This window comes from Ignavibacteriales bacterium, assembly GCA_016214905.1.
Classification (GTDB): Bacteria; Bacteroidota; Ignavibacteria; order UBA10030; family SZUA-254; genus PNNN01.
In genome coordinates this window covers 650,975-674,853 of record JACRMQ010000006.1, presented here as the reverse complement: position 1 = coordinate 674,853, position 23,879 = coordinate 650,975, and the positions used below count along the sequence as shown (strand labels likewise).

The 23,879-nt window shown below is 38.9% G+C and carries 27 protein-coding genes; 15 read left to right on the top strand and 12 right to left on the bottom strand.

The window, feature by feature from the left end:
- Positions 1-277: 277 nt before the first annotated feature.
- Positions 278-1,927 (bottom strand): tetratricopeptide repeat protein, encoded by a 1,650-nt coding sequence (locus tag HZB59_06870; protein ID MBI5021139.1) that lies wholly within the window; start codon positions 1,925-1,927, stop codon positions 278-280.
- Positions 1,928-2,018: 91 nt separating this feature from the next.
- Here HZB59_06870 and HZB59_06865 point away from each other — a divergent pair, with 91 nt between their 5' ends.
- The 3 genes from HZB59_06865 to HZB59_06855 all read left to right on the top strand — a co-directional run bounded on the left by HZB59_06865 (position 2,019) and on the right by HZB59_06855 (position 3,722).
- Entirely contained in the window at positions 2,019-2,180 is a 162-nt protein-coding gene (locus HZB59_06865; protein ID MBI5021138.1) for a hypothetical protein, read from the top strand.
- Between the two features lie 374 nt (positions 2,181-2,554).
- Positions 2,555-2,800: a DUF2188 domain-containing protein gene (locus HZB59_06860; protein ID MBI5021137.1), complete on the top strand. Its 246-nt coding sequence runs from the start codon at positions 2,555-2,557 to the stop codon at positions 2,798-2,800.
- A 211-nt stretch (positions 2,801-3,011) separates the two neighbouring features.
- On the top strand, positions 3,012-3,722 hold the full coding sequence (locus HZB59_06855; GenBank protein MBI5021136.1) for a hypothetical protein: 711 nt from the start codon (positions 3,012-3,014) through the stop codon (positions 3,720-3,722).
- On the opposite strand, the gene HZB59_06850 is transcribed toward HZB59_06855, so the two are convergent.
- Complete coding sequence (locus tag HZB59_06850) at positions 3,685-4,131, bottom strand: putative toxin-antitoxin system toxin component, PIN family (GenBank protein ID MBI5021135.1); 447 nt, start codon at positions 4,129-4,131, stop codon at positions 3,685-3,687. The genes HZB59_06855 and HZB59_06850 overlap by 38 nt on opposite strands.
- Positions 4,128-5,321: a hypothetical protein gene (locus HZB59_06845; GenBank protein MBI5021134.1), complete on the bottom strand. Its 1,194-nt coding sequence runs from the start codon at positions 5,319-5,321 to the stop codon at positions 4,128-4,130. The genes HZB59_06850 and HZB59_06845 overlap by 4 nt, the downstream gene beginning before the upstream one ends.
- Before the next feature lie 405 nt (positions 5,322-5,726).
- Here HZB59_06845 and HZB59_06840 point away from each other — a divergent pair, with 405 nt between their 5' ends.
- From HZB59_06840 to HZB59_06810, 7 genes are all read left to right on the top strand, one after another.
- Entirely contained in the window at positions 5,727-6,491 is a 765-nt protein-coding gene (locus HZB59_06840; GenBank protein MBI5021133.1) for a hypothetical protein, read from the top strand.
- Between the two features lie 31 nt (positions 6,492-6,522).
- Positions 6,523-6,783 (top strand): hypothetical protein, encoded by a 261-nt coding sequence (locus HZB59_06835; GenBank protein MBI5021132.1) that lies wholly within the window; start codon positions 6,523-6,525, stop codon positions 6,781-6,783.
- A gap of 9 nt (positions 6,784-6,792) precedes the next feature.
- Positions 6,793-7,284, top strand: a complete 492-nt coding sequence (locus HZB59_06830; protein MBI5021131.1) for a hypothetical protein — start codon at positions 6,793-6,795, stop codon at positions 7,282-7,284.
- Between the two features lie 64 nt (positions 7,285-7,348).
- Positions 7,349-7,804 (top strand): Mov34/MPN/PAD-1 family protein, encoded by a 456-nt coding sequence (locus HZB59_06825; protein MBI5021130.1) that lies wholly within the window; start codon positions 7,349-7,351, stop codon positions 7,802-7,804.
- Positions 7,805-7,828: 24 nt separating this feature from the next.
- Positions 7,829-9,214, top strand: a complete 1,386-nt coding sequence (locus tag HZB59_06820) for a ThiF family adenylyltransferase (protein MBI5021129.1) — start codon at positions 7,829-7,831, stop codon at positions 9,212-9,214.
- Positions 9,215-9,611: 397 nt separating this feature from the next.
- A complete protein-coding gene (locus tag HZB59_06815; protein ID MBI5021128.1) occupies positions 9,612-10,427 on the top strand; it encodes a hypothetical protein in 816 nt (271 codons plus the stop codon).
- Positions 10,428-10,628: 201 nt separating this feature from the next.
- A complete protein-coding gene (locus tag HZB59_06810) occupies positions 10,629-11,630 on the top strand; it encodes a hypothetical protein (GenBank protein MBI5021127.1) in 1,002 nt (333 codons plus the stop codon).
- Between the two features lie 2 nt (positions 11,631-11,632).
- On the opposite strand, the gene HZB59_06805 is transcribed toward HZB59_06810, so the two are convergent.
- From HZB59_06805 to HZB59_06780, 6 genes are all read right to left on the bottom strand, one after another.
- Positions 11,633-12,811, bottom strand: coding sequence for a hypothetical protein (locus HZB59_06805; protein MBI5021126.1), 1,179 nt, complete (start codon positions 12,809-12,811; stop codon positions 11,633-11,635).
- Positions 12,812-12,848: 37 nt separating this feature from the next.
- A complete protein-coding gene (locus HZB59_06800; GenBank protein ID MBI5021125.1) occupies positions 12,849-13,802 on the bottom strand; it encodes a tyrosine-type recombinase/integrase in 954 nt (317 codons plus the stop codon).
- Between the two features lie 334 nt (positions 13,803-14,136).
- Entirely contained in the window at positions 14,137-15,138 is a 1,002-nt protein-coding gene (locus HZB59_06795) for a DUF932 domain-containing protein (protein MBI5021124.1), read from the bottom strand.
- 139 nt (positions 15,139-15,277) lie between these two features.
- Positions 15,278-15,502 carry a DUF3276 family protein gene (locus HZB59_06790; GenBank protein ID MBI5021123.1) on the bottom strand — a complete coding sequence of 75 codons (225 nt, stop codon included), beginning with the start codon at positions 15,500-15,502 and terminating at the stop codon, positions 15,278-15,280.
- 72 nt (positions 15,503-15,574) lie between these two features.
- A complete protein-coding gene (locus tag HZB59_06785) occupies positions 15,575-16,357 on the bottom strand; it encodes a PD-(D/E)XK nuclease family protein (GenBank protein MBI5021122.1) in 783 nt (260 codons plus the stop codon).
- A complete protein-coding gene (locus HZB59_06780) occupies positions 16,344-16,772 on the bottom strand; it encodes a hypothetical protein (GenBank protein ID MBI5021121.1) in 429 nt (142 codons plus the stop codon). The genes HZB59_06785 and HZB59_06780 overlap by 14 nt, the downstream gene beginning before the upstream one ends.
- Positions 16,773-16,951: 179 nt before the next feature.
- On the opposite strand from HZB59_06780, the gene HZB59_06775 reads away from it, so the two are divergent.
- Positions 16,952-17,428 carry a DNA repair protein RadC gene (locus tag HZB59_06775; protein MBI5021120.1) on the top strand — a complete coding sequence of 159 codons (477 nt, stop codon included), beginning with the start codon at positions 16,952-16,954 and terminating at the stop codon, positions 17,426-17,428.
- A 201-nt stretch (positions 17,429-17,629) separates the two neighbouring features.
- Entirely contained in the window at positions 17,630-18,088 is a 459-nt protein-coding gene (locus HZB59_06770) for a DNA repair protein RadC (GenBank protein ID MBI5021119.1), read from the top strand.
- 284 nt (positions 18,089-18,372) lie between these two features.
- Here the strand turns inward: HZB59_06770 and HZB59_06765 are convergent, their stop codons facing one another.
- Positions 18,373-19,254, bottom strand: coding sequence for a hypothetical protein (locus tag HZB59_06765; GenBank protein ID MBI5021118.1), 882 nt, complete (start codon positions 19,252-19,254; stop codon positions 18,373-18,375).
- Between the two features lie 148 nt (positions 19,255-19,402).
- On the opposite strand from HZB59_06765, the gene HZB59_06760 reads away from it, so the two are divergent.
- Both HZB59_06760 and HZB59_06755 read left to right on the top strand, forming a co-directional pair.
- Positions 19,403-20,266, top strand: a complete 864-nt coding sequence (locus HZB59_06760; GenBank protein ID MBI5021117.1) for a hypothetical protein — start codon at positions 19,403-19,405, stop codon at positions 20,264-20,266.
- Positions 20,238-21,095, top strand: a complete 858-nt coding sequence (locus HZB59_06755) for a UbiA family prenyltransferase (GenBank protein ID MBI5021116.1) — start codon at positions 20,238-20,240, stop codon at positions 21,093-21,095. The genes HZB59_06760 and HZB59_06755 overlap by 29 nt, the downstream gene beginning before the upstream one ends.
- 53 nt (positions 21,096-21,148) lie before the next feature.
- Here HZB59_06755 and HZB59_06750 read toward each other — a convergent pair whose 3' ends face one another.
- Together HZB59_06750 and HZB59_06745 are read right to left on the bottom strand one after the other, a co-directional pair.
- A complete protein-coding gene (locus tag HZB59_06750) occupies positions 21,149-21,295 on the bottom strand; it encodes a hypothetical protein (protein ID MBI5021115.1) in 147 nt (48 codons plus the stop codon).
- A gap of 540 nt (positions 21,296-21,835) precedes the next feature.
- Positions 21,836-21,982: a hypothetical protein gene (locus HZB59_06745; protein ID MBI5021114.1), complete on the bottom strand. Its 147-nt coding sequence runs from the start codon at positions 21,980-21,982 to the stop codon at positions 21,836-21,838.
- Positions 21,983-23,042: 1,060 nt separating this feature from the next.
- On the opposite strand from HZB59_06745, the gene HZB59_06740 reads away from it, so the two are divergent.
- A complete protein-coding gene (locus tag HZB59_06740; GenBank protein ID MBI5021113.1) occupies positions 23,043-23,837 on the top strand; it encodes a PEGA domain-containing protein in 795 nt (264 codons plus the stop codon).
- Positions 23,838-23,879 lie beyond the last annotated feature (42 nt).

Here is a 23,879-nt window from a genome sequence, read left to right as displayed (position 1 = left end):
AACTATAAAATATATACAATTCTTGTTTGAATTACACTCTTTCAAAGTGAACACACTATCTCAGATCTAATCAAGTGGAAGCAATACTTACTTCTTGTATTTTTTTCGTGGGCAACACTAGGAAGATATGAAAGGACAAAAAAGATGGGGTCTGATGACACCTCTTTTTGCATTATTATTTAATTATTGAAAACATTGAGGAACAGAATTGAATTCATATCAAGGGCTACCATTTGAGTGACGGGGGATGTAATGAATTGTTTAGCGGAATCCATTTCTACTTTAAGATATCAGTATGCTTTTGCAGAAACAGTCTGAATCTAGAATGTTTTCTAATTAGATCAAAATCAGAATCATGAGACAGAAATTCAAATGCCGAATGATTCCCAAGTTGCTCGTAATTCTTCATAATCTCATGGAAGTGTTCTTCGAGTATCGCCACCGCATCTTCAGTTAGACCTTGCCTAGCAAATAAGAAGGCTATGTTGTAATAAACGAATCCCATGTTGGGCTTGACTGAAAGAGCCTTTTGATAATTGGTCAATGCTTTTTTGTATTCTCCTTGCTGTTGAAATGCAACGCCGAGGTTAGAATAGACTTCTCCAGAATTAGGTGCAAGCTGGATAGCCTTCTCCAAGTAGGTGATAGCCTGGCGTGTACGATGCATGGCTGTAAATATTGCGCCGATGTTATTCAGGATCATCGAGGCATTAGGAGAGTTCGTGGGAGCTTGTATGAGGATTCTGATAGCGCTACTTGTATCACCAGCATAGTAATAAGATTTGCCGAGGTTAATATATGGCCCTGACGTGGAGGAGTCCAACCTTATACACCTGTTCCATATTGAGATGGCGAGGCTATCATTGCCTTGTTCATAGTAAGTAATAGCAAGATTGTTTAATGCAATCACAAATGACGAATCAAGAGACAGCGCTTGATTAAATCTTCTTTGTGCTTCATCAATGCAATTTTGAACATCATATAGCAATCCGAGATCATTGTAGTAGTTTTTCTGGCTCGGGTTAATTTCTATAGCGACATGTAGAGCATTAATTGCTGCCATCGCATCAAGACTTTCTGGACCATAAGGGTAATTCTTCTCAGTGAGAGCATGCGCCAGAAAATAATACAGTACGTCTGCGCCTTTTCCCCTACCACTTAAATTAATACCCTGCTGGAAGAACTCACTTCCCCTATTCCAATCTTTCTTTGCTAAGTAGGCGAGGCCAATAATGAAATTGGCCAGTGACACCGGTTGGTTTATATCTTCTGAGAAAAAATCCAAGTGCTGAATTGGACTCCAGGATACGTATAGCCCATCAAGATCGATCTCGCTCGGGGCATTTAACTCTTGATGAATTATTGTTATTCTCGGATTGATTGTCACTGGACTGAAAGGCTGTATGCTAATGTCTCCCCAAATGACGATGTTTGCACCGCGGGATTGCCCAATCTCGCGCGCTTCGTCATGAGAATCGATGTGCGGCCATATTTGATATGAGATCGTATCTAGCCGAATATTAGGCGGAGACAAGGAAGAACAAAGAAGTGTAATTAGCTGAGAATAAATCAGCCGCATAATCACACCACTTTGCAGTTGAGATTCTTTATTCAGAAACGAACCCTTAAAATTTGCAATCAGGACGCATAATTCAGAATCACTTCCTGAACATTGTAATTCTCCCTGAGCGAGTTCCGTGAACAGTTTAGCTTTGTCCGCTGGTAATACCCTGAGCTGATTTACGCGCCCATCGTTTGACAGGAGAATTAAGGCATAAATTGTGCCACAGATTAATGCCCAAACAATTGTCTTATAAAAAATCCTTTTGAGCGATTGTCCACGCTTTTTCCTTATTCTGAGGTAGATCCAAAACACGCCAAAGGCTGCAGAAAATCCTGTCAGAAATTCTGCGATGAAATCACGCATCCAGACACTCCACATTGACAATTGTAATTGGTCTGCTAGTATTTGTATTGCCAGTCAACAAATAAATTCACCTCATTCGAAAGGATGTAACATGTACACAAAAAAAGTGATAATTGTTCTTTTCATTGCCCTTGTTATTCCCGCCATACTCATCCAATCTATCTGGAACGATACTATGCTTGCGATTTTCTTTCTTGTCCTATTCATAGCGATCGTTAAGCTCATAGAGATGGTGCTAATGAGGAGAGGATAGGGGCACTCATGCTTTGTTCTAAAATAAATATTATCTGGAGGTATGATAACAAATTCATACCTTTTTTTTAGAAAATTCTATCTGCTTGCTTTTCCCGTCAAATCGCCAAAGTAAAACACCTCGTAAAGTTAAGGATATATTCTCTGAATCACAAAAATTCCTACTTTGCTACTAATTTCCTTTTGCCTATGGATAGCAAACAACACGGCTCTATTCTTGGGTAACACTAGGGAGGTGATGGAGCAAAAAAAGGAAAGGGGCTCAATCACCCTTCTTTGTCTTATTCTAGTTGTAAAATTGAATTTGATGTAGTATGTTATATTAAATCAAGCATTCTTATGGATCAACAAACTTTGTTATGAAAGGGAAATAATATGTCGCCATTACCAAAGTATACCTTGCAATACAACGAGGAAAAAGATAAGTGGGATTTGGAGAAGGACAAGACAGGAAATGTTGTTAAGAGGTTTGCAACAAAAGAAATTGCAACCCAAAGGGGTGCATTGAAAAAGGCTGTAGGTGAAGAGGGCGGGTCTGTAAAGATTCAGAAAGAGAACGGAAGATTTCAAGAAGAGAGAACGTATCCGAGGAGTAAGGATCCGCGAAAATACAGGGGTTAAATTTAGTTGCAATGAATCAACACCTCTGACCTAAGTGCGCAGGGATAAAATCCCCCAATAACAATGAGCCGGAGAGCATTAATTAAAAATGGTAAAACCGTACAAAAGATATATGATTCCTCTTGGGTTAGAATTTTGCAAAAATACCAAATATAACTTATCTTCTCCAGTAAGATTTGCGTATTATTGATATAATGATATTAATATACATATGACAGAGAAAACATTCGTCAATCGTTTAATGAATAATTTTCTGCAAGAAGGGTATCTTGCCCGAAAGGAGATAGGGGTTGGGCATGGCGTAGCTGATCTTGTTCTCTTGCGAAAGAGCAAAATATTCACTCGACGCGTCGGAATTAGAAAGAGCTACATGCAACTTTCTCCGTTGCTTAGAGAAGAATATTTCCGGACACTTCGTTTCATATCAGAAGGACCTCGAAAGACATCTCTTGATTCCCTCATAAAAAAAACACACCTCTCTAGATCTCTACTCAAATACTCAATTCTAAAATCATTGGAACAGAATGGATATGTTAAGTCAGTTGGAAAAAACTATTATTTCAAAATAAATGGGTGGATTCCTCTTGCGAGTGAACTTATTGCGATTGAAGCAAAGTTGAAGGACTGGCGAAGAGGATTGGTCCAAGCAAATCGATATAAGGTGTTTGCCAACAAAGTATACTTAGCAGTTCCTTCTTCGATAGCACACCTTGTAAATAAGAAAATGTTACAAAAACATGGACTTGGATTAATTTCATTCGACCAAGAAAGTAACAAGAAAAGTATCCTCCTCTCACCTTACAAAAGTACACCCAGCAATCCCGCACGGAGCAACTTCGCTATTGAACATTTTTGGACGAAAGGAATGTTGGGGACAGTAGGTGTCAACTCTGTAGGGAGAGTTTCGCGTAGCTTTGGATAAATTTTTCTGGGGTTACGGCAAGAACCTTCTCGAATTTCTTGATGTCCAATAGATCCTTATCTCTTGTAATTATTATTTTCGAACCGCATGCCCTTGCTACTTTCACATACTCATCATCATCGGGGTCTCTTTCTACAAACCGTTTAAGTTGATCAGACAAAACTGGTTCGAGCATGTTTACAAAGGCCCTATAGTCAAGAATTATTTTCTCTGGACTGAAAATCTGACGCTTCAGGTATTTCTGAAGTCGCGCCATTTGAATCTTCTCACAAAATTCTTGATAAGTCGCTGAACTGCCGAAGATAATTATTTTCTTTGCTAGTGCCAGATTGATTATCTTTCGAGTTGGCCCAGGCGTTCCGAGCATACCCGAAACCAAGACGTTTGCGTCGGGGACCACTTTGATCATGATTCAAGTTCTGATAAAAGAGCATTTAGTTCATTATCCTTGTCAGGAAACTCCCAGTACTTTGCTAAGTCGAGAACAGCTTTCCATCGAGGTAGAAAAGCGGTTTTCACACCTATGGCTTTTGAGCGCCAGTTTGCATTGAGTTTAATACCTTTCACAATTCTTTCATTGACTATATCGATCCTCTTGATTCGTGTTGTATCCTGAAGAGTTTCAACACTATTCAAGCGTGTGAAGAGAAAATGAAGTTTTTTTGAAACAGTATCCTTTGGATAAGAGCCTGCACAGACTGCACACTTGCAGGTATATTTGATTGTTTTTAGGTCTTCATCGTTTAAATAATCGAAGATTTCAGGTATGTAGGTTTTTTCAATTTTCTTCCCCCAGCCTTTCGGGGTGCTCTGAAGGTTTTTTGCTCGAAATATTTCCCCGCTCGCTAAGCCACTGCCATAGCCGCTTGCCCCTATGGCACACAATATCTCGCCAAAGGGACCGATTTTATTCACAAGGACCGGGGTCCCTTCAGAGAGTTGGAATACCAACTTTGATAATTCTAACAGAGAATCCTGATCAGCCGTTTCACAATCAAGATCATTAATTACAACAATGTACCCCTTGACATCGTCACGAAAGTCTTCTTTGAATCTATCAACAACATAATTTACGACGGTTGGCCGGCTTAGCACGGAACTACCTATTTCCAGCATTGCAAAAACAGGAACGTCATTCTTGGTTTCTTGAAGATACCTAATGGTCTCCGATAACATTGAAATATTAATTCCAAATTTCACGTCATCTGTATCTTCCGCGAAAAAATAAGGTGCGATTACAACGGATGCATTTTTGTTAAGTTGGTCGTCGACTGCAACACGAATGATTTTATCTTTGCGAAATCCTGAATCACTGTATATATTTTCTATTTCAATATTATTTGGATACCCCAGCTTTTTGAAATTCTGGCCATCTTTCGCGTCCTTAAAAAGAAGAACGTGCGTGGAGGGATCGATTATAAATAGATCCGATATTGCAGCAAGTTTTTGTGCAACGCCTGGCCGCCACACAGCATGTCGGGCATCCATAATCATAGCTGGAAATTGAATGTTTACGCTTTCGAAATGCCCATCCATCGCATTAGGGAGGAAGATGGGGCTTTTTGGGAAGAGGTTTATCTGCTTAAGTTTTGGATTCATAGTCATATAATATACAACAAAAATCTTCTTTTGGAAAGTTAGAGTCCTTCAATTTCTATGTAGAGTATGATATGTATGATATCAAACCTGTGAATAAAAATCTTATTATTTTTACCTGGGATTTGGTTGGCTGATTGGAAGTCGTGAAATAATCCAATTATCTCAGAGTTAAGCGGGAATAACCAGAATGTGGTGTTACCTCTTTTCTCAAGGCAATAATGGGCGATGAAATTAAGAGTGATGGTGAATAATACGCTAAGGTTAGAGCAAAATTTGAGGTTATGGGCATGCTTAAACGATTGGATAAATCACTGATCGAAAAGTCATATATAGCAAAGTCGTCGAGAATGAAAACAAAAACTTACTTTAGTAGCTTAACTTAGCAGAGTAATAGCTAGGAGGTAGATGCAGGGAAAGTTTAGCACACAAGAGTTATCAGTCAGTCGGGAGGGATGGCTTATATCTTTGACAGTATTTGACAGACTTGAATCTTTTGTCATAATTTATTATATTATTTATATGCATAAGATTCAGAATAAAATACTCAGTTTGTTGAAACACCGGGATGGAGTCTTCAGAGAGTTCTCTTATCGCACCCTTGGCGAGGTGATCCATGTTGACCATGCGCAGCAGGTCAAACACCATTTGGTGCAGTTGGAAAGGCGTGGATTGCTTATAATCGACACTGCTTCGAAGATTCTAAGGCTCACATCGCTCGGAAGCCAACGTGGCAGTGCCCTTGTTACAGTTCCTATCATCGGAACCGCGAACTGTGGTCGGGCAACAATGTTTGCCGAAGAGAACCTTGAAGGAACCTTCATGATATCCAAGCGACTTATCTCTAATCGAGAGCGAAACATTTTTGCCATCCGAGCGGCTGGATCCTCAATGAATCGCGCAAACATTGGTGGTGTTTCGATAGATAATGAAGATTATGTGATCGTTGATGGGAGCCCTTTTAAACCACGCAACGGAGATTATGTCCTAGCGATCATCGAGGGCTTTGGTGTTGTCAAGAAACTGTTAAGAGGAAAGAGACCGAATGAACTTGAACTCATCTCCGAGTCGACGGATGACTATCTGCCGATTCATATCCATCAAGATGACCAACGGTTTATCATAAATGGAAAGGTCATCTATGTTGTGAAGAAATCAAAATCAATCAATTAATTAATTATTCATCATTAACACTCATTGAACTATGGCAAAAGAAGATAAAACCTTACAAATTACAATCCAGTCGACAAGGGGATCAAAAGAATTCTCCTTCGACAAGGAAACGAAGATTTCTGAAGTGATAACTGCTGCGATCAGTGCTTTCAGCTTTGCTCCCGGGGATCGCTTCGAGCTTGTTTTCGCTAACAAGCCAGACGAGGTACTTAAGCCGGAGCGGCCGTTAGTGTCATATCATATTGTGGACGGAACGGTTCTGGTACTCACAGCTGTTGGGGGCGGGGTTTAACATAAAAGTATGGCTGTAGGACCAGATCTTTCACGAGCGATTATACAAGAGGAGCTTAGTCAAATTAAGGATATAGCTCGTACTCTCAGATGGGGCATCGTGCCGGATTACAATTCATTAAAGGTGATTGTTACCATGTTTTCGCACACCGGTGATCTCTTCATTGTTAGTCTCTTGTGTGACGATTACAAGGAAAAACCACCCTTCATCGAATTTATTGATCCTGAGACGGGAGAACCCGGAACAAACTACGCATATCCGAAATCGATTGATAGTTTCTTCCACTCTTCAGGACCGTGTATTTGCGCTCCGTTTAGTCGCAAAGCATATAAATCGGTTGTACAATCTGGTCCCCATGAGGACTGGCCGCTGAATGCTGATTGGGTCAAATCCACCGCCAGCAACATTCAATGGGCCAATCATTCGAAGCTTGGGGATATGCTCGGGACCATCTATAGTCGCATTAGTCTGCCGGACTATTATAAGGGTAGGATGGGGTAGTATGTGGCTCAGGAAATTATGTAGAAGTACAACACAGGCCCACAGTAGATGTACACCAAATTTGGTGCGCATCAACGAGGCTGTAATAAAACAATCGATCGATTCTTTTCTCAAATTCGGCCTTTCTGACAAACCCCATGAGGGCATTGTTTACTGGGCAGGCAAACGTGATCCCAAAGGCGTGATCGTAATAAGATGTTTAACCCCAAACGCAAAAACTGCGTGGGGTTCATTTCAAACATCAGCTCAAGCAAACGCCGAGATTATTAAGATACTGTGTAAGGAACACCTTGAGCTTATCGGACAAGTCCATACCCATCCTGGTAAATTTGTTGGTCACTCAGATGGAGATGATCAACTTGCTTTAATGCCGTACGAAGGTTTCCTGTCGATTGTTGTACCACAGTACGCACGGGGAGGAATGTTACCTCTTACAAAATGCGGTGTGCATGTTTTTGAAAATGGCTACTTTCGACGTCTTGGGAGCGTAGAGATCAAGAAAACATTCCATGTTATTTGATCTGTCCAAAAGTAAGTTTGCCCTATGACCACATTTCCGACGACAGCGGAGCAATTCTACGCACTTCGCGATGATCGCACAAACCGTTGTGTAACAGAAAGAGAATACCAGCAAACGGAATGCGTAGTGATTATCGACCGACCAGTTGTCGAAACTTGGCCTGGCCAAATAACGTTACTCGTATCATGTGAATTACTTAGCCGATGGTGTCGCCGGGTGAAAATCATAATGCCAACGACGCCTTGCCATCCTAATCTCGGTGGGAGTAGCATGGAACTTGGCGAGTTCATTTTGGATCGAATGCGCGACACTGACCCGTTTGGCACTTTCGAAACAACAAACCAATTGACGAACACCACTGGGATTGTTCTGCATGTCGGAGATACCAAGACTATGGAGCATAAGACACGTCAGGTTTTTATAAGCGCCTCGGGATGGTATGCGCGCCTATCCAAATTCCCTTTTTCATCCCTACCGAACACTGACGAGGCAAATCCTCTTGGTGCTATTGCGGCCGCATGTTTGGGTGTCTCACAGGTGTTTAAGATGGCTATAGGATTTCCCCAAGAGAAATTGATTGAAGATGGGATTTTCAATCTATTCAGATTTATCTATAACCAAGAACAAAAGCCACAGCATATTTCGTATCCCACTTGTGTCAATGCGGGACGTATACTTATGGTTGGGGCAGGATCAGTCGGATCATCGGCGGCCTATTGTCTAAAACTCACTGGTTTGGCAGGTGAGCTGACCATCCTCGATAAGGACGTAGTAAAGGTGGAAAATTTCAATAGGTCTCCTATTTTCGGAAGAAATAATTTTGGGCAAAACAAAGCAGAGACTGTTGCTGCCTACTTCAGTGCCTCGAAGATCAATACTAAGGCTTTTCCCGGCTGGTGGAACGAGTATGTTATGCAGGCTCAGGGAAGTGAACGTAATTTTGACATGTGGCTTCCTTTAGCGAACGATCACGGCGTCCGATGGTCGATGCAGAATAATATCCCTCCGCTCATGATTCATTCTTCTACAACTTTAAATTGGGGTGTGAATCACGGCAGACATATCCCCGGGCGCGACGATTGTTTGTCTGATCGATTCCCAGAAACTGTTCGGGTTGATGCACTAACGTGCTCAACGACACAAATCAAGACAAATCAAGGATCAATAGACGCAGCTCTGCCATTTATTTCAATGTTCGCGGGACTTCTGGTGACTGCGGATATGGTACGAGCCCAGATGACGGATTATCCGCAGATACCTAATTTTGCACTATTTGATTTCGGTTGTGGATTCAAGGAAATCCAGATGTGGGATAGGAAACCGGATCTAAAATGTATCTGCTGTGATCAAAGAAAATATCAGCACATAAACAAAGCCACAAAGTATTGGAACTTGTTTCGGACAGATTAATGATACATTTTATACCTACTCTCCAGAGTTTCATTATGAGATATAACTAGGACGTTTCTATTAAACAGGAAGCAGCATCTGCTACTTCCTAGACCAGCATTAATATCAACGCAAGGTTCGTGATTTTTAGACAACAGAGTTCTTGAGTTCTAGTTTGATAGAATTATACTGTAAACCAATCAATGTATTGTTTAGATCGTTCGGACAAAAAGATAAGCGGGAGATAGGATATTTTTTAAAGAGGGCCGAGAAACGTAATGACCTGCCTCACTAGATTAGCGACGAGCTGAGGATATTCGCGTTGGCTATTTCTGCAAAAATTATGCTATAATAAATAAAACACAGAATAGATTTATTACTAATCTCTTTTCTTATGTTTACGCTTTACAAGGTTGAAATGAGTCAAGATATATTCAGGATACTTATATTTGCGGTTATTGCAACTTTGATTACAATATGGTTTCGCACGAGTCTCTTGATTTCTACTTTATTGTATTTCGGGGTTCCATCTGTTTACATTATTTGCAAAAATCCGGGAATTGCATTAAAAAGCCTTGCATTTGTTATTCCATTTTCAATACCATTATCACTTTTTGCTGATGCTTTGGCAGCATATAATGGATCATGGTTGGTACCTCAAAGTATATTTCCGCTCAGAATATTTGGTCTCGCAACTATCGAGGTTTATATATTTGGTTTATTATGGGGACTTTGGGTAGTGCTTTTCTATGAACATTATTTTGATAATGGAAAACGAGCAGATAGGTTATCCAAACGAATCAAATATTTGTGGCTCTTTTTCTTGATACTTGTTTTGACTGTATCGGTTATGTTTTTTGAAAAAAGTGAGTTTCTCTCTATACCATATTTTTATTTGTGGGTGGGAGTTGTATTTGTGATATTCCCGCTGATTTTATTTTTGTTCAAATATCCTGAATTCTGTGACAGATATTTTGTGGTAAGTCTATTTTCATTTCCTATTCTTTTAATGTTCGAGCTAGCCGCATTATATGCAGGTCAATGGGTCTTTCCAGGAAATGGATTCATAGGATTTATCAATATAATTGGTTTTCGATTTCCGATTGAAGAACTAATAATTTGGATGATATTGGCGACCCCATCTTTTTTAGTGTATTATGAATATTTCGCAGATGATACAAAGCTTGGTACTAAGCATTTATTAATTAGGAATAAGAATAAAGAGGAAGTGTGATCATTGGACGAATTTACATAGTTTAACTGATAATAGATAAGTTGATTGGTAGGAAATTGTGAGTTAATTAAACCAGCGTTCTTTTGTCACTTACCTGAACGTCTGTATTTGAATTTCTCAATCTTTTTTTATAGATTCCATTCAATATTCGTTGATAAACAATTGTAATAAAGATAACTAGAGATTATCCTTACCAAAATTATGCTGATAAAAAGTTTCTTTAATATTATTATTTGGTGCGGCATCAGCTTGGCGCTCTGTTTAGTTGGCTTTCTAATTAGCTATTTTTATCAAGGTCCAATAATCGCAAAGGAATTATTTAACTCCTGGATATTCTATTTTGACGGCATTCTTGTGGGTGGAGTAGGTTACGGTTTAGTCTGGTTTATAAGAAAATACGGTAGCAGTCTGCTGGCCCAAATCAATGAGGTAATTACAATTTCAGAGGAAGATTTACCGAAGATATTTGTCTATTCGCGACGAATGAATTCTACGCTCTGGAAAAACACGATCGGTATTCCATTAACTATAGTTGGTGGAATTATCATGTGGAATTGTGGTTATCCTATGGAAGGATTTGCAAAATATTACTTGGCGATCAGCTCAATTTCAATTTATTATATTGGTTCCTATTTATTAACCTTTTTTATTTTCTCACTCTTGATGTTTAAATCTCTAGAAGATTCAGAAAAGAGGTTGGAAGTTACCAGAAACATTGTGCCGCTTGAATTTGAAAATCTTAATTATTTTTTTGTTATCACCTCTACAATTGGAGTCGCTGGGATTTATTTGGGATTCAGGGGTACTCTTACTGCAAATTTTATTCTTGATCCTGACGGAATTATTACCAGAAAACTTTTAATCTTTCCAGTAATCCTTTTTCTGCCTTTGACACTTTGCTATAGTTTTTATCCAAGATATGTTCTCAAAAAAATATACGAGAACGACATCATTAAGAAAGTAAAAGAAATAGAAGAGAAACGACGGAATATTCCAAATGAATTGATCTCGTTAAAGGATAAAATTGAGATTGATATGACACTTTCTGAAATTAGAGAGAAACTAATTATGGAGCGGGATCAATTCCCATTGATTAGCTTAAAAGATTCTCCCAGCTTATTAATAAGCATAATCATGGTAATTCAATTCATAGCACAGTACGATACTGCAATAAATGAATTTTTTAAGATCTTCTCTAAATAGACTTACATAACCGATTTTAAGAAAGGTTTTAAGATAAAAAAACGCTTATTTTTTAATAACTTAGATATAATTTCAAATCGCATTATATCTTTGGGATCTAATTCGCCAAAAATGATATCGTTTACCAACTTATCTCCTAAATCGTTCATACCAATAACTAATTGTTTGAAGTCGTCAGAGTTCCAATTTAGAATATCCTGAAAAAGATGCAATTGATATTTTCTATTAAATCTATTCATCGAACTTAGGTCTCTGTCCAAATCAGATTGAGTTAACGTGTTATTTCTTAAATTTGTTGAGATAAATTCTGCAACTTTTTTGTATGAGTACAATATTTTCGTGAGGCAGGTTGCTGTTGTTCCAGGATTAAGTTGGCCTGCCTCACCAAAGAAATAAATACGATCGAGAGCTCTTTGTCTCAAAAATCCAACGGGAATAATTCCCCATAAAGATTGTACATTTGACTGGTGGTTAAGAAAATATTGGTTGTAACTTGATTCATTAATAATAAATTCAAATTCTTTCTGAATATTCGTAGAAGATCGAATGCTTCTTTCTGGGACAATCAGAATTGAATACGCCTCACCATTGCTAAGTGGAAATATCTCTAGGTATTTTGGTTTTTGATCAATCATTACGTTGCTGAGTCCAATGGGAGCAATATCTTTTTTAAGTTTTAAAATTTTCCCGTGAAGAATATAATACCCGATAATTTGCACAATACCTTTTGCGTAGATGATCGGTGATGAATAACCCATGCAATCTATCACTAAAGAGGCAGAATATTCTGAAGAATTTGCCAACACAATAATTTTATTATTGGAATAATAGTAACTATAAAACTTGTGAGCATTGAGCACGTGCCCGTTTTGAGTTTTTATCGTTTCGTGTAAATTGGAAACCAAAAGATTTGTATTCCATAATGCATAATCGCCAGAACAACGATATGTTGTAAGATCGGAAGCTACAAAATCAAGGTTTGTATAATAGGAATCGACACAGGACAACAGTTCAGCATTCCCCATTACACAGTTTCTCTTAGTCAACCAAAACTTATTGCTGGGTATATTAGTTTCTTTTTCTATAATCAAGACTGAGTGTAGCTTAGAAAGTTCATTCCCAAGTAATAATCCTGAAATCCCCCCGCCAAGAATGATTACGTCATAAAACGCGTGTTTCAATTTTAGGATAATCTCTAGTTATCCTAACTCCAAAAAATTAAACAAAATTTCGAGGGTGTTTCATGCTAATCTGTTGTCTTTCTGCTAAAGTTGTGGGATTAGTGTAAATTTGGGTAGTAAGGATCGAACTATGCCCAAGAAATTTCTGGACGAATCTCGTATCCAAACCATTTTCAATGAGCATAGTTGCTACCGTATGTCGGAACATGTGTGGTGTTATTTTATAGTTCAAACATGCAAAGCTGGAGACATTTTTTAGAATACTTCTTATCGAATGAGGTTGGATTCTATTCAGGCAGCGGTTCAGTAATAATGGGGAGGAGCCATTAGCCAATCGTTTTCTTAGTCTAATGTATCTTTCTATAACCAGAATCGTTTCATCGTTTGTGATTGCAATGTCACGTTCTCGGGAGCCTTTTCCTAAGACCCGGATGTTTCTCTTATTTAGATCAACATCATCAATATTAAGATTACATAGTTCACTTACTCTGATACCTGTTGTAAAAAGGATTTCCAGAATTATCAATTCAGTCTGAATTGCGAATAAAGATTTAATTGATTTTCTATCCGGATTTGAAATTGACGGTTCTACCTTAACGTTTGAAAGAGTATTTCGGACTTGAGAATAAAGAAGGCGAATATCATTCATGCTTAGGTATCTTGGAATTTTCTTAGGAACACGTATTCGAATGTTTAATTTTCTAAATGGACTAACAGATATCTTATCTTCGTATTCTAGATATCGCAAGAATGCTTTAAGCGCAGCAACTTTTCTCTTAATGCTGGTTTCTTTTAGGTGTAGAGCATATAACTCTTGAATATAATTTCGAATATTTTCTTTATTGATCTTCTTCAAAGAAGAATTCTTCCCAATAATATGGGTAAATTGCTTGAGATCTTGTTGATACGCTTTAATTGTTAATCTGCTTAAGTTTTTATCGTATCTACAATATCTGATATACTGATCAATCGTTTCGGTGAGTTCACACATGCTCGGTTCCTTTTAATATTGATTTGATATGAAAGGTTAGAAAATACTTCCGAAAAAGATGTGAACGATATCAAAATGGTAAAAAAAAAGCCTGACTCTTCATTTTAGAGCCAAGCTTAAGGATTAGTTGGATGTGTTTGTTTGAAATTGTTTAATAATTGTAATACGACAGTGTTCCAATTTCACCTTAATCGTATCACCGATCAGGAAACCGAATGTTTCAAGATACTTCCCACCTATGCGAATCACGGGATGTGGTGTACTAGTTTCAGAATCGTAGTGCCCGTGATAAACCTTTCGTAGGTGGGAAGCTCAATCGTTTTTCTTGAGCACATCAGTTGCGAGAGTAATCATGTTTAATGCCTGCCGTCTCGACTCCACCATTGATTATGTTCACAGCAACCTTGAAGGCATGCTTCTTTATCCTTTCACCGGATCCGAACCAAATTGATCGTAGCCGGGTCGAATCATCGGCGGTCAACTGGCGATAGTAGTCCACGTATTCCGTCACCGCGTTATACGCACCCCAAAGCGTGCCCAGAGAGAGATCGGCTCCCTTGCCAACGTGTGCTAGCTCGAACACCTTCTCTCGAATCGAGTTCTTTCGATGTGAATGGCCGTTGGTAGGCGGATCGGGGAAGACCTTCTTTACGTAATCAGCCAACACCCGTCCATCGATTCTAATATTGCTCATTTGGTTGAAGATTTTATCAAGCTCCTCGTAGAGTTTGTTAGTGAGCCCAAGAATCTCATGAGCTTTCTTCATTCGTTCTGAAGCGTGAGCAGTATGCTTGATGCGTACTTCTTGTTCTCCTCCGCTCAGAGCAAGAGACAGTGTATTCTCACATACTACACGCACCGGTGTGAGCTTCACTCTAACCACACTACTCCCGTCATGGGAGTTGGTGAGGAGTAAAAACTTCTCCACCAAGTCGTTGCCCTTGACCCTAATGTAGTCGGGCAACTTCGCCAAGAGCCATATCCGTTCTCCTTTACCAAGCGCTCCTGCGGTGTGGTAGATCGTCTCACCTTCTCCGACCAGAGCGTCGAAGGTAGAGAATGCCTCTTGGTTCTGTATAGGTACGTATCGTGACCCGACCACACCGAGCACCTGCTGTGTATCGCCGCGAACCGTTGCAAAGTGACTTTCAACCGGAAGATCAAGAGCCTCCGTCTTAAGGGAAAGTTTTTCGACTGTAAATCCCAAACCAGCAGACTCAATTGCTTCATGAGCTGTAGCCGGATGGTCGAGCTTCGTGCCGAGCTTATGCCAAGGCACTTCACCAACATACATCATGGATACCTGGCCGTTTGTTTCGTTTAGATTGTGTCCCATAGTTAATTCTCCTTTCATTTTTATGTTGTATTGTATTGTGATATTTGTTCGTGTGAGAAAAGAAACGCCCGTGAACTTCATTTTATTAAGCACACGGGCATGTATGAATGTATGATAGTATTGAAGAACCCAGGGCAACTCACGTCTGTGAAATAGCTGCCGCTGCTTCATCAATGACTTTTTGGAATTCGGCAACTGTTTCCTCAAAGATTCGTAGGGTCGTTCGCTGTCTCTTTTCCCCGTCGATCCTATTTTCCGAGATCGCGAGATACTTGTTGCCATTCTTCGCTTCTTTTACGTCGACGAAATAAGTCGTCTTTCCGGCTCGTATCGACGTTGAGTAGATTGCATCTTGATCTGACATAATATTGTCCTTTGTAATTAGTGAATACAAATAAGGCATACGCCTCGTGAATTATTTTGCATGTGTTGATTTTCAGGCAGATTTTCTCTGCCATAGGGGACACAAGTGTGCATACTCGCACTCCTTGCACCAGAAACCGGCTCGAGGATAGAAGATTCCTTTAGTGATTGCGTAAAGAACCTGTTCGAGAAGGTGAAAGAAGACTTCATAGTCTGCATCGTTCCTTCGAGTTTCAGTCACTTCGATGCGCGGCTTCTTGTTTTTGATGAAGTTGATAACCTTGAATCCCTTTGGCGGTCGACCGTAAAGCCTCTTGAAGGCATATCCATAGGCCGTAAGTTGGAGCATTGATTGAATATCGAATGAGGTCATGATCTGGGCTGAGGTTTTGAACTCAGTGATTGTATCATCGCGTTCAATAATGTCGAAGAATCCTTCAAGATTTACTCCGAGTTCTCGGCCGTCCACAGGACTGACTAGGGGTATGGTGAAAGGAATTTCACTTCCCTTCACCTGTGGACGGTGTGGTTGCCTCAGGTAGAGTGATAGCATTTCTCTCCCCATAGCGATGAACTTCATATCATCGTCACTATCTTTGTATCGGATGTCCTCATCTACCTTTTGACTATACCAATCTGTCTCGAAGACCTTAGCAAGCTGTTCCTGAGACACCTTCGCTCCGGCAAGCTCTGCCTTGTGGAACCATGACAGTGCCGAGTGAAGCGCACTGCCAAATGCGAGTGCAGAAGGGCGGAACGTTTTTGGAATAAGATCAATGTACTGGAACTGGTATTTTTGAGGGCACTGAAGGTAGAGCCTTAGCTGGCTGCTGGATAAATGATCAAGCTGCTGCATGGAATGGCTTGCCTCCTTTCGCGTCCCCGAGAAGCTTCTCAATTTCACGGCTCGCCTCAAGTTTGGTTACTTCCTTCAAGGAATTCACCTGAAACTTATTCTTCAGATGCTCATGGGCTTTGTCGCCTTCAACTCCTTGATCTGCCAAGAGGCGGAACAGAAGTCGCTTTTGTGAGTCGGTCATGAGTGCCTCTCCGTTTTCCGGTTTGGGTCTTATCGTAGGATGGGACTTACTATCCTTTTCTTGCGTTGAAGCTTTGGGTATCTCGTGCAGTTTTGCTTCACCATTATTTCCGCTAAGTTTCACCTGATCAAATTGAGCAGGTGTGGTTTCTGTTTCAGAAACTGTAACAGTAAATAGAAGGTTACCACTGGCTGAGCGTACCTCAAGCCTAGCTGCCGATTGTGGTTGCATGTTGTCTTTCTCCTTTCTTGTTATGTTGTGAATGAACTGTGTTGTCTCTTTCCTATAGTATTTTCCTGAATCAATACTGCAACAAGACAGGAGAAATGTCCTTCAGCGGCAAAATATCCAGTCTACCGAACACATGATCGCCTAGGGTAGAATTGGAATACTAATGAAGAATAATCCTAATGGAGAAAGTGGTATTTGAAATTCCACAATACCAAGTAGTACTTGTGAGGAAAGGGACTATCCAGACTGACAATTCGGTAATTTGCACATCAAGTGACGCTGCAAAACTCATCAAGAGTTACCTTAAAGGTGCCGATCGAGAACACTTCGTAGGGCTTTACCTAGATGCCGCTAACCATCCCTTAGGTATCCACACCATTTCGGTTGGTATCGTTAATTCATCGATTGTCCACCCACGTGAAGTCTTTAAGCTCGCTTTCATGATCAATGCCGTTTCTATCATCGTTGCACACAACCATCCATCAGGTGACCCGACTCCGAGTATTGCCGATAAACGACTGACCTCGCGTCTGGTAGAGGCGGCAGGAATATTAGGCATTTCATTGCAGGATCATCTTATCGTAACGGAGCAAAACGGTTATGTCAGTCTGGCCAAGCGTGGATTGCTGAAGCAAATATCTCGACAGAGGTGGTAGCGATTTTATTGCGGTCAATTCCAATTCATCAACAAAACATACGCCAGAAGACTTGGTGTTTTGGACGGATTGAAGAAAAACTTGGATGACTATTTAGACAATTTCTCCAGTCTTTAAATCGGATTTGCATTGTTCTACAATCCCAAGGTAGCATATTAACAATTCGCAAAAATAATTCTCACAACAAAAAGGAACATGAATATGAAAAAAATCAAAGTAGTCTGCGAGACGCCATTGTACAAAGTTGTACTCGTACGAGAGGGAATGATTGAGGTTGAGAATCGATGCATCCAATCACCGGAAGAAGCTGCCAAGATCGTCCGAAAGCATCTTCAAGGAGTTGATCGAGAACATTTCATAGGTTTGTATCTCAACAGTGCAAATTACCTAATCGGAATACACACGATATCGATTGGTATTTTGAACTCGTCGTTGGTTCATCCGCGTGAGGTATTCAAGCTTGCTTATATGATGAACGCCGCAACGATTATTGTCTCTCACAACCATCCTTCCGGAAATGTTGAACCTTCTAGCGATGATATTACTTTGACAAAACAACTTGTCGACGCTGGAAAAATTCTTGGAATACCTCTGAATGATCATATCATCGTAACTGAATACAATGGTTATACGAGCTTCGCTGAAAAGGGATTGCTCTAATTTTAAGCGACCTCAAAACCTGATGCAAATTGCACCGGGTTTTTTTCTGTCCGAAAATCTAGGGTAAGATCAGATGTTATGCTCTAAGGAGGTAGTTGGTCTTATATCTGGGTAACAGATATTAAAAGGTTTGCAGGGATGGGCAGTGTTCTCAGTTTTGAATATAAATACCAGTCAGCAAGCGTGGCCTATAAAAAAAGTAAAACATTACGTGTAAATCCTTCCAATGCATCTGGAATTATAACAAAACTATGGGAAATCGAAGACTTGATTAAATTAACCAATTAAAGATTGAGTTTTCCCTGTTCTGGTCGCGGTATGTGATTTATGACCTCTACAATTTCATACGAACCGTTTACCCATGTATTTGCAGATTCATTGAATGTTTGTTCAATCTTCAACTTAACCTCTAAGATGTCACCTTCTGCAAATTTTTCGCCGCTGTGAACACGTTTGAAAAAATTATCATCCAATATCTTTGCTGATATTTTGTTCCCTCTCCAAAAAAATTCCCATTTATAATGTTCATCCCAAACGATTTTAAAGACATTAACGCTTGCCGATATGGTTTGTGATCTCTGTTTCTCGGTAATCTCTTCGACCTCTGCGCTAATTTCTGGAAAGTGTTCTTTTGTCGCTGAAAATAATTCGGTGTTATTTTTATCTAAAATATCAATTTCCTCAACGGCTGGATCAATGGATAACTCCCCAAATACTCTATCTACCGCATTATTAATCTGAATGTTATCCTTATAGATATTGTATATCCTTTTGTCAATAACGATATTATTACCACTTTTTGACTTTAATTGATAATTATTCTCATCCTTCTCAGTAACTTCGGCTTTTTCCTTACTAAAATATTTTCTAATTGTTAGTATGCCAACGAGTGTTGTAACAAGGTAAGCCGCATTTTGAATGGTTGCATGCTCAAGTATAGTCTGAATTATCGATGGAGATTCAACTGCCATATTTATCAAAAAACTACCGCGCTTAGGAGATTGTACCTTAATTTTTATCTTACGCTTTGGTAAAAGCTTTTTATTTGATTCCTCTAAAATCGAAATAATTCCAGATAGGGAACTGACCAAAGTAGATGCATTTATCTCTGCCGCTTCACCTTGAAATTTGAGCTTAAACTCAGATCGATCAATATCTTTTGCCATTAGTATACTCCTAATAATGGCAAGCAAGGTAAGTATTATTCTATAAACTTTCAAACTGAGACACTACCCATGGGTTAAATGGGTTGCTAAATCGTAAACAATTTACTACATTAATTTTCAGGACATTATCACTGAGGAAACAAATAAAATGGCTCAGAATATTCCGGCTCTACAAAAAAACGTGATGCGAAATGCATGGGTCACGTCTTGGATTGAAAGGCTTTATAGTGGAGCACTTTTTGCATTAACGATATTATTTCTATCAAAAATAGTGCCTGCTGTTCGACAAGGAATAACTCCAGCGAATGAGTTGACCATCGCTCTTATTCTAGGGGCTCTTTCAATTCAAAGTTTGACTTTTTATCACAAACTTGTCATAAAGTTGAGAGAGAATGAATTTGGTCAGATGCTATCAATTTGGTTGGTAATCGTTTTATTACTGCTTATTGTAATTGGTATGTTTTATCCACTTCTTTTCCTTATAGGAATCGGGATAGGATTTATATGTTGGAAGGCTTTACTACTGTATCAAAATTCGAAGAAGTTTGATAATAATGAGATCTCAAAAAAGTATTTCAAGAGGATATTAATAACATATGTTACTTTGTTTCTTTTAATCTTACCGCTTGGTATTTTAGCCGACAAGGAGACTATTTATCTTTTTCCAAAAGATCAGTCATTACAAGCATATGAAAAAGCTAGAGAGGAAATTACAAATCTTAGTTTGGTCGGGAACCAGATTCTTGACAGCGTCAAAGTCAAACAAGAGATAGACTCACTCGGAAGGAATGTGGATGAATTATACGCCAACTGGAAAGAGGTGAAGACAAGAAGTAATACAATTCTATTTGGAGGAATTTTAGCTCTACTTATTGTTATAGTGTATGGTGCATATAAGGGTGCTTTAATAAGGAAATACCCACTTGAATATGTATTGAAAGAATTAGAAGGACATTACAAAAAATATTATGAGGAACACCCAAATGAGGATCCCACAAAAAGTGGGGAATAACTTTACTACAATCTTTATCGCCATAATTTCTACACTAAGATTATTCATATCATCTATTGCAGGAACTATTGCGGCAACGGTCTATTATGCAACAACTTTGAATCCTTCTATGATGACAGCATTAATTACCTTTGCTGTTGTTGTATTAACGTCTGGATTTGGATTTGCATTGAATGATTATATTGACTTGGATAAAGATAAAATCAATCATACTTATCGTGCTCTACCTAGTGGTAAATTATCCCGGAGGCAGGTCTTGTTATTGATACCTATACTTGTGATCGTCTCAATTTATTTTTCATTCTTACTTAACAGTCTTGCTCTATTTATCGATATAATTGTCATTGCTTTATTATCGGTGTATTCCTTTGTTAACAACAAATATGGGATTTGGGCGAATGCAATTACTGCCCTTACAAGTTCTTTCACGATAATATTTGGAATGAGTGTTGGGAACTTCTCTTTGCCGCTTCTATTTTCTGCCATGGGAGCGTTCTTTCTGATATTTGCTCGAGAAATTATTTTAGACATCAGAGATTTCGTTGCCGATAAGGCATGGGGAAAAACATCAGTTCCAATTCGATTTGGTATAGTGAAGGCGGTAGATATCTCTATGTCTCTTCTTGGAGTAAGTTCACTTATATTTGTTGTATCAGCAACAACCTGGGGTACAGCCTCATTTATCCTCTTTGTCGGTGTGATCTTAAATGGATTGTTGTGGGTTGGTTTCCTTTATTACCGTTTTCACTTAAGTATATCTGCAATGGAAAGATTTTTGATTCTTACAAGGATCGCCTTTCTTTGTTTGCTTCCTGCGTTGTTATTGTAAATTGGCAAAAAAATTCCACTGTTAATATAACAGTGGAATTGCTTGGTACATTGTTATTTTTGTTTAGTAACGCTTTGATCTTTATCCTCAAGATTCACCACTCTTTGATTGAGCCATTCAATATCACGTTTAAATCTGTGATAAAGAAGAAAGAGCATGTATGCAAGCATCACAACAACTATCCAAAGTAAAAGAACCATATTACCTCCTTAAGAAAACTTTCTTTGTTTATAAAACTGTGTATTAGGTCTTGCTTTTATAAGCAAGGGCAGTTTCCCTAAGAAAGTGATTGGTTTGGTATTTGATTTTGACAAATCTTCTATTTGTTTATTTTAATTTTATTCTAACAGGAAGTATAAATCTTAATAAATCCGATTGTCAGGGAAAGAAAACAGAACTAGATTTTTCTTTTAAAATGAGTCGCTATGGGCGAAGCAAACCCTTTCTGTGATGGTGGAAGGTTCGTGGCTGAATTAATAAAACTTATGTTTTTTACAAATATAGATTCTATGGGATATTGACTTCGATTGGTTCTCCACCTGGGTCATTCTCGTTGCACTCTGGTGTAAAGTGATCATGCAGGAACTAATCAATTCCATCTCGGTCACTCTGTGTTGAAACTTCAGCACATTCATATTCTTTAATATGTTCATGAACATGTTTTTTCATACAATTGTTTTTTCGTTATCTGATAAATGCTCGAAAAGTCTTCGCTCTAAATTATCAGATTGTCCGGCATACTAACATTTCCATTTGTTATTATTAAGTTGAAACCAGAGTAAATAAACACCGGCACCAATTGGTGTATATTTCTTGACATTATCCTCAGGTAGACGATGAAAACTAGTCCAAGCAACTACCATGAACATCTCCTCGAATGATTCCATTGTTAATTATAATAAGAGTGAGAGAAAGTTACAAGTGGATGAAAATAATTATTGAGAAAAAGTATGGTTAACTTGTTAATTCTAAAATGGAGCCAACTCTTGATAGATGGAAAGCAGCAAAGAATAAAAAGATACCTAGGAATAGGTAGTGTGCTATATTTGATTACATCTAATTGAGAATGGGAATGTTGAAAAAGATCAATATTGACTAACCCCCGATATATGATCCAAAGATAAATTAATAAATTAGGATCGCAGAAAGAGTAAACGAAACGAGTAAGAAGAGATATACGCAGAAACAATAATAACACTGAACTCGAAATCGATTTTTATCTTGGTTTCGCAAATTATAACTCTTCATGAAGTGAATAATGATTCCCCTATTCAATTGAGATATACATTATTTCATCAATATTAGTTTGAATTTAAAAATATTCTTTCATATATTCTTAACGCGTGTCTGGTTCCCGCTTCGAAATCAAGGCCCTCCCACTTGGTTTCACCGCCAGACACGCTTTTTTATTTATACTTTATTCAAGTATTTCAAATTAATTTTAATTTTGATTGTAACTTCTTCGAACTTCACCTTGGTATCCGTGTATGTTAGGAGAGAAATACAAAAGCTCTGAATTTTCTTCAAGACACAAAACCAGTAGCGAGGGCCGATGTTCTTCAAAATTCCTGGTATCTAAATGCTATTAATCACTTGTTCCAAGAAATAATGAAAATAATCAACATTTTCATAAAGATTTGACTTTCCAAATTATTCTTCATACCTTTTTCATAGGCAGACCAGTATTAGAGCTTTTTTATTTTTGTAGCAGCGGTACCACAGCCGAATGTGCGGACTGGGGCGAGAGTTCGCCCCGGTTGCTTGATGGCTGTGGATGCTCTATACTGGTCTGCCGATCAGATAGACCCCAGTGCACTTGTGACCGGGGTTTCTGTTGGTCGGCTTACCCAAGATTGATGGAAACCTCTTTCGGCAATTGTGCTGGAAGAGGTTTTTCTATTTTATACTAATTCACTCTCAATTAATCATTAACTCTCTGGAGGATCTATGAAGAACGTATTTTTTTACATCAATTTGTTTGTTGGTATAGTCCTGCTAACTCTTGGATGCGAAAAGGGTGACTCATCTACGGAGGTGACAGAACAACAAAAAGCCACGCTAAACATTACTTCTATACCAAGCGGTGCAGTAATATGGATTGACAGTGCGATTACCAATCAACAAACACCAGCATCGATCTTAGTGGCAGCTGGAAATCACTTGGTCCAGCTGAAATTATCAGGTTACTATTATTGGGCACAACAAGTCGCAACTGTCCCCGGCCAAAGTCTCACTATCAATGCCACCTTGCAAGAAGCTCCAATCTTTGAAGAATCATGGGAAACAGGCTTGAGCAGATGGTCATTCTCCGATAAATGGTCGCTCAGGACGGATAGCGTATATGAGGGCGCATTTGCGGCTGGTTATAATGGCTATGATTATCCATCACACGATCAATATTGGGTTGCTCAAGCTTGGTTGAAAGAGGAATTTAGCCTTGCTTCAGTGTCAACTGCCTGGCTTCGGTTCTGGGCTTCTAATACTTCCACGAATGATCTGCTTGTGCAAATATATATTTCACTCGATGGCGGGTCATCATGGGATATCATCAGGGGAGCCACACCCAGAAAAACGTGGCAACGATTCGACGCAAATCTCTCCTCGTTTGTTGGTCCAGGTTCGACACATGTCAAATTATTAATAATACTATATTACCAGTATTCTATCTTAGATATTTATTATAACCCTAAAAAGCAGTATGCCAATTTTCGGATTGATGCCATCACAATCACGAAGCAATGAATTGAGATCGATACTATATTGGCAAACGAAATATTTTGACTG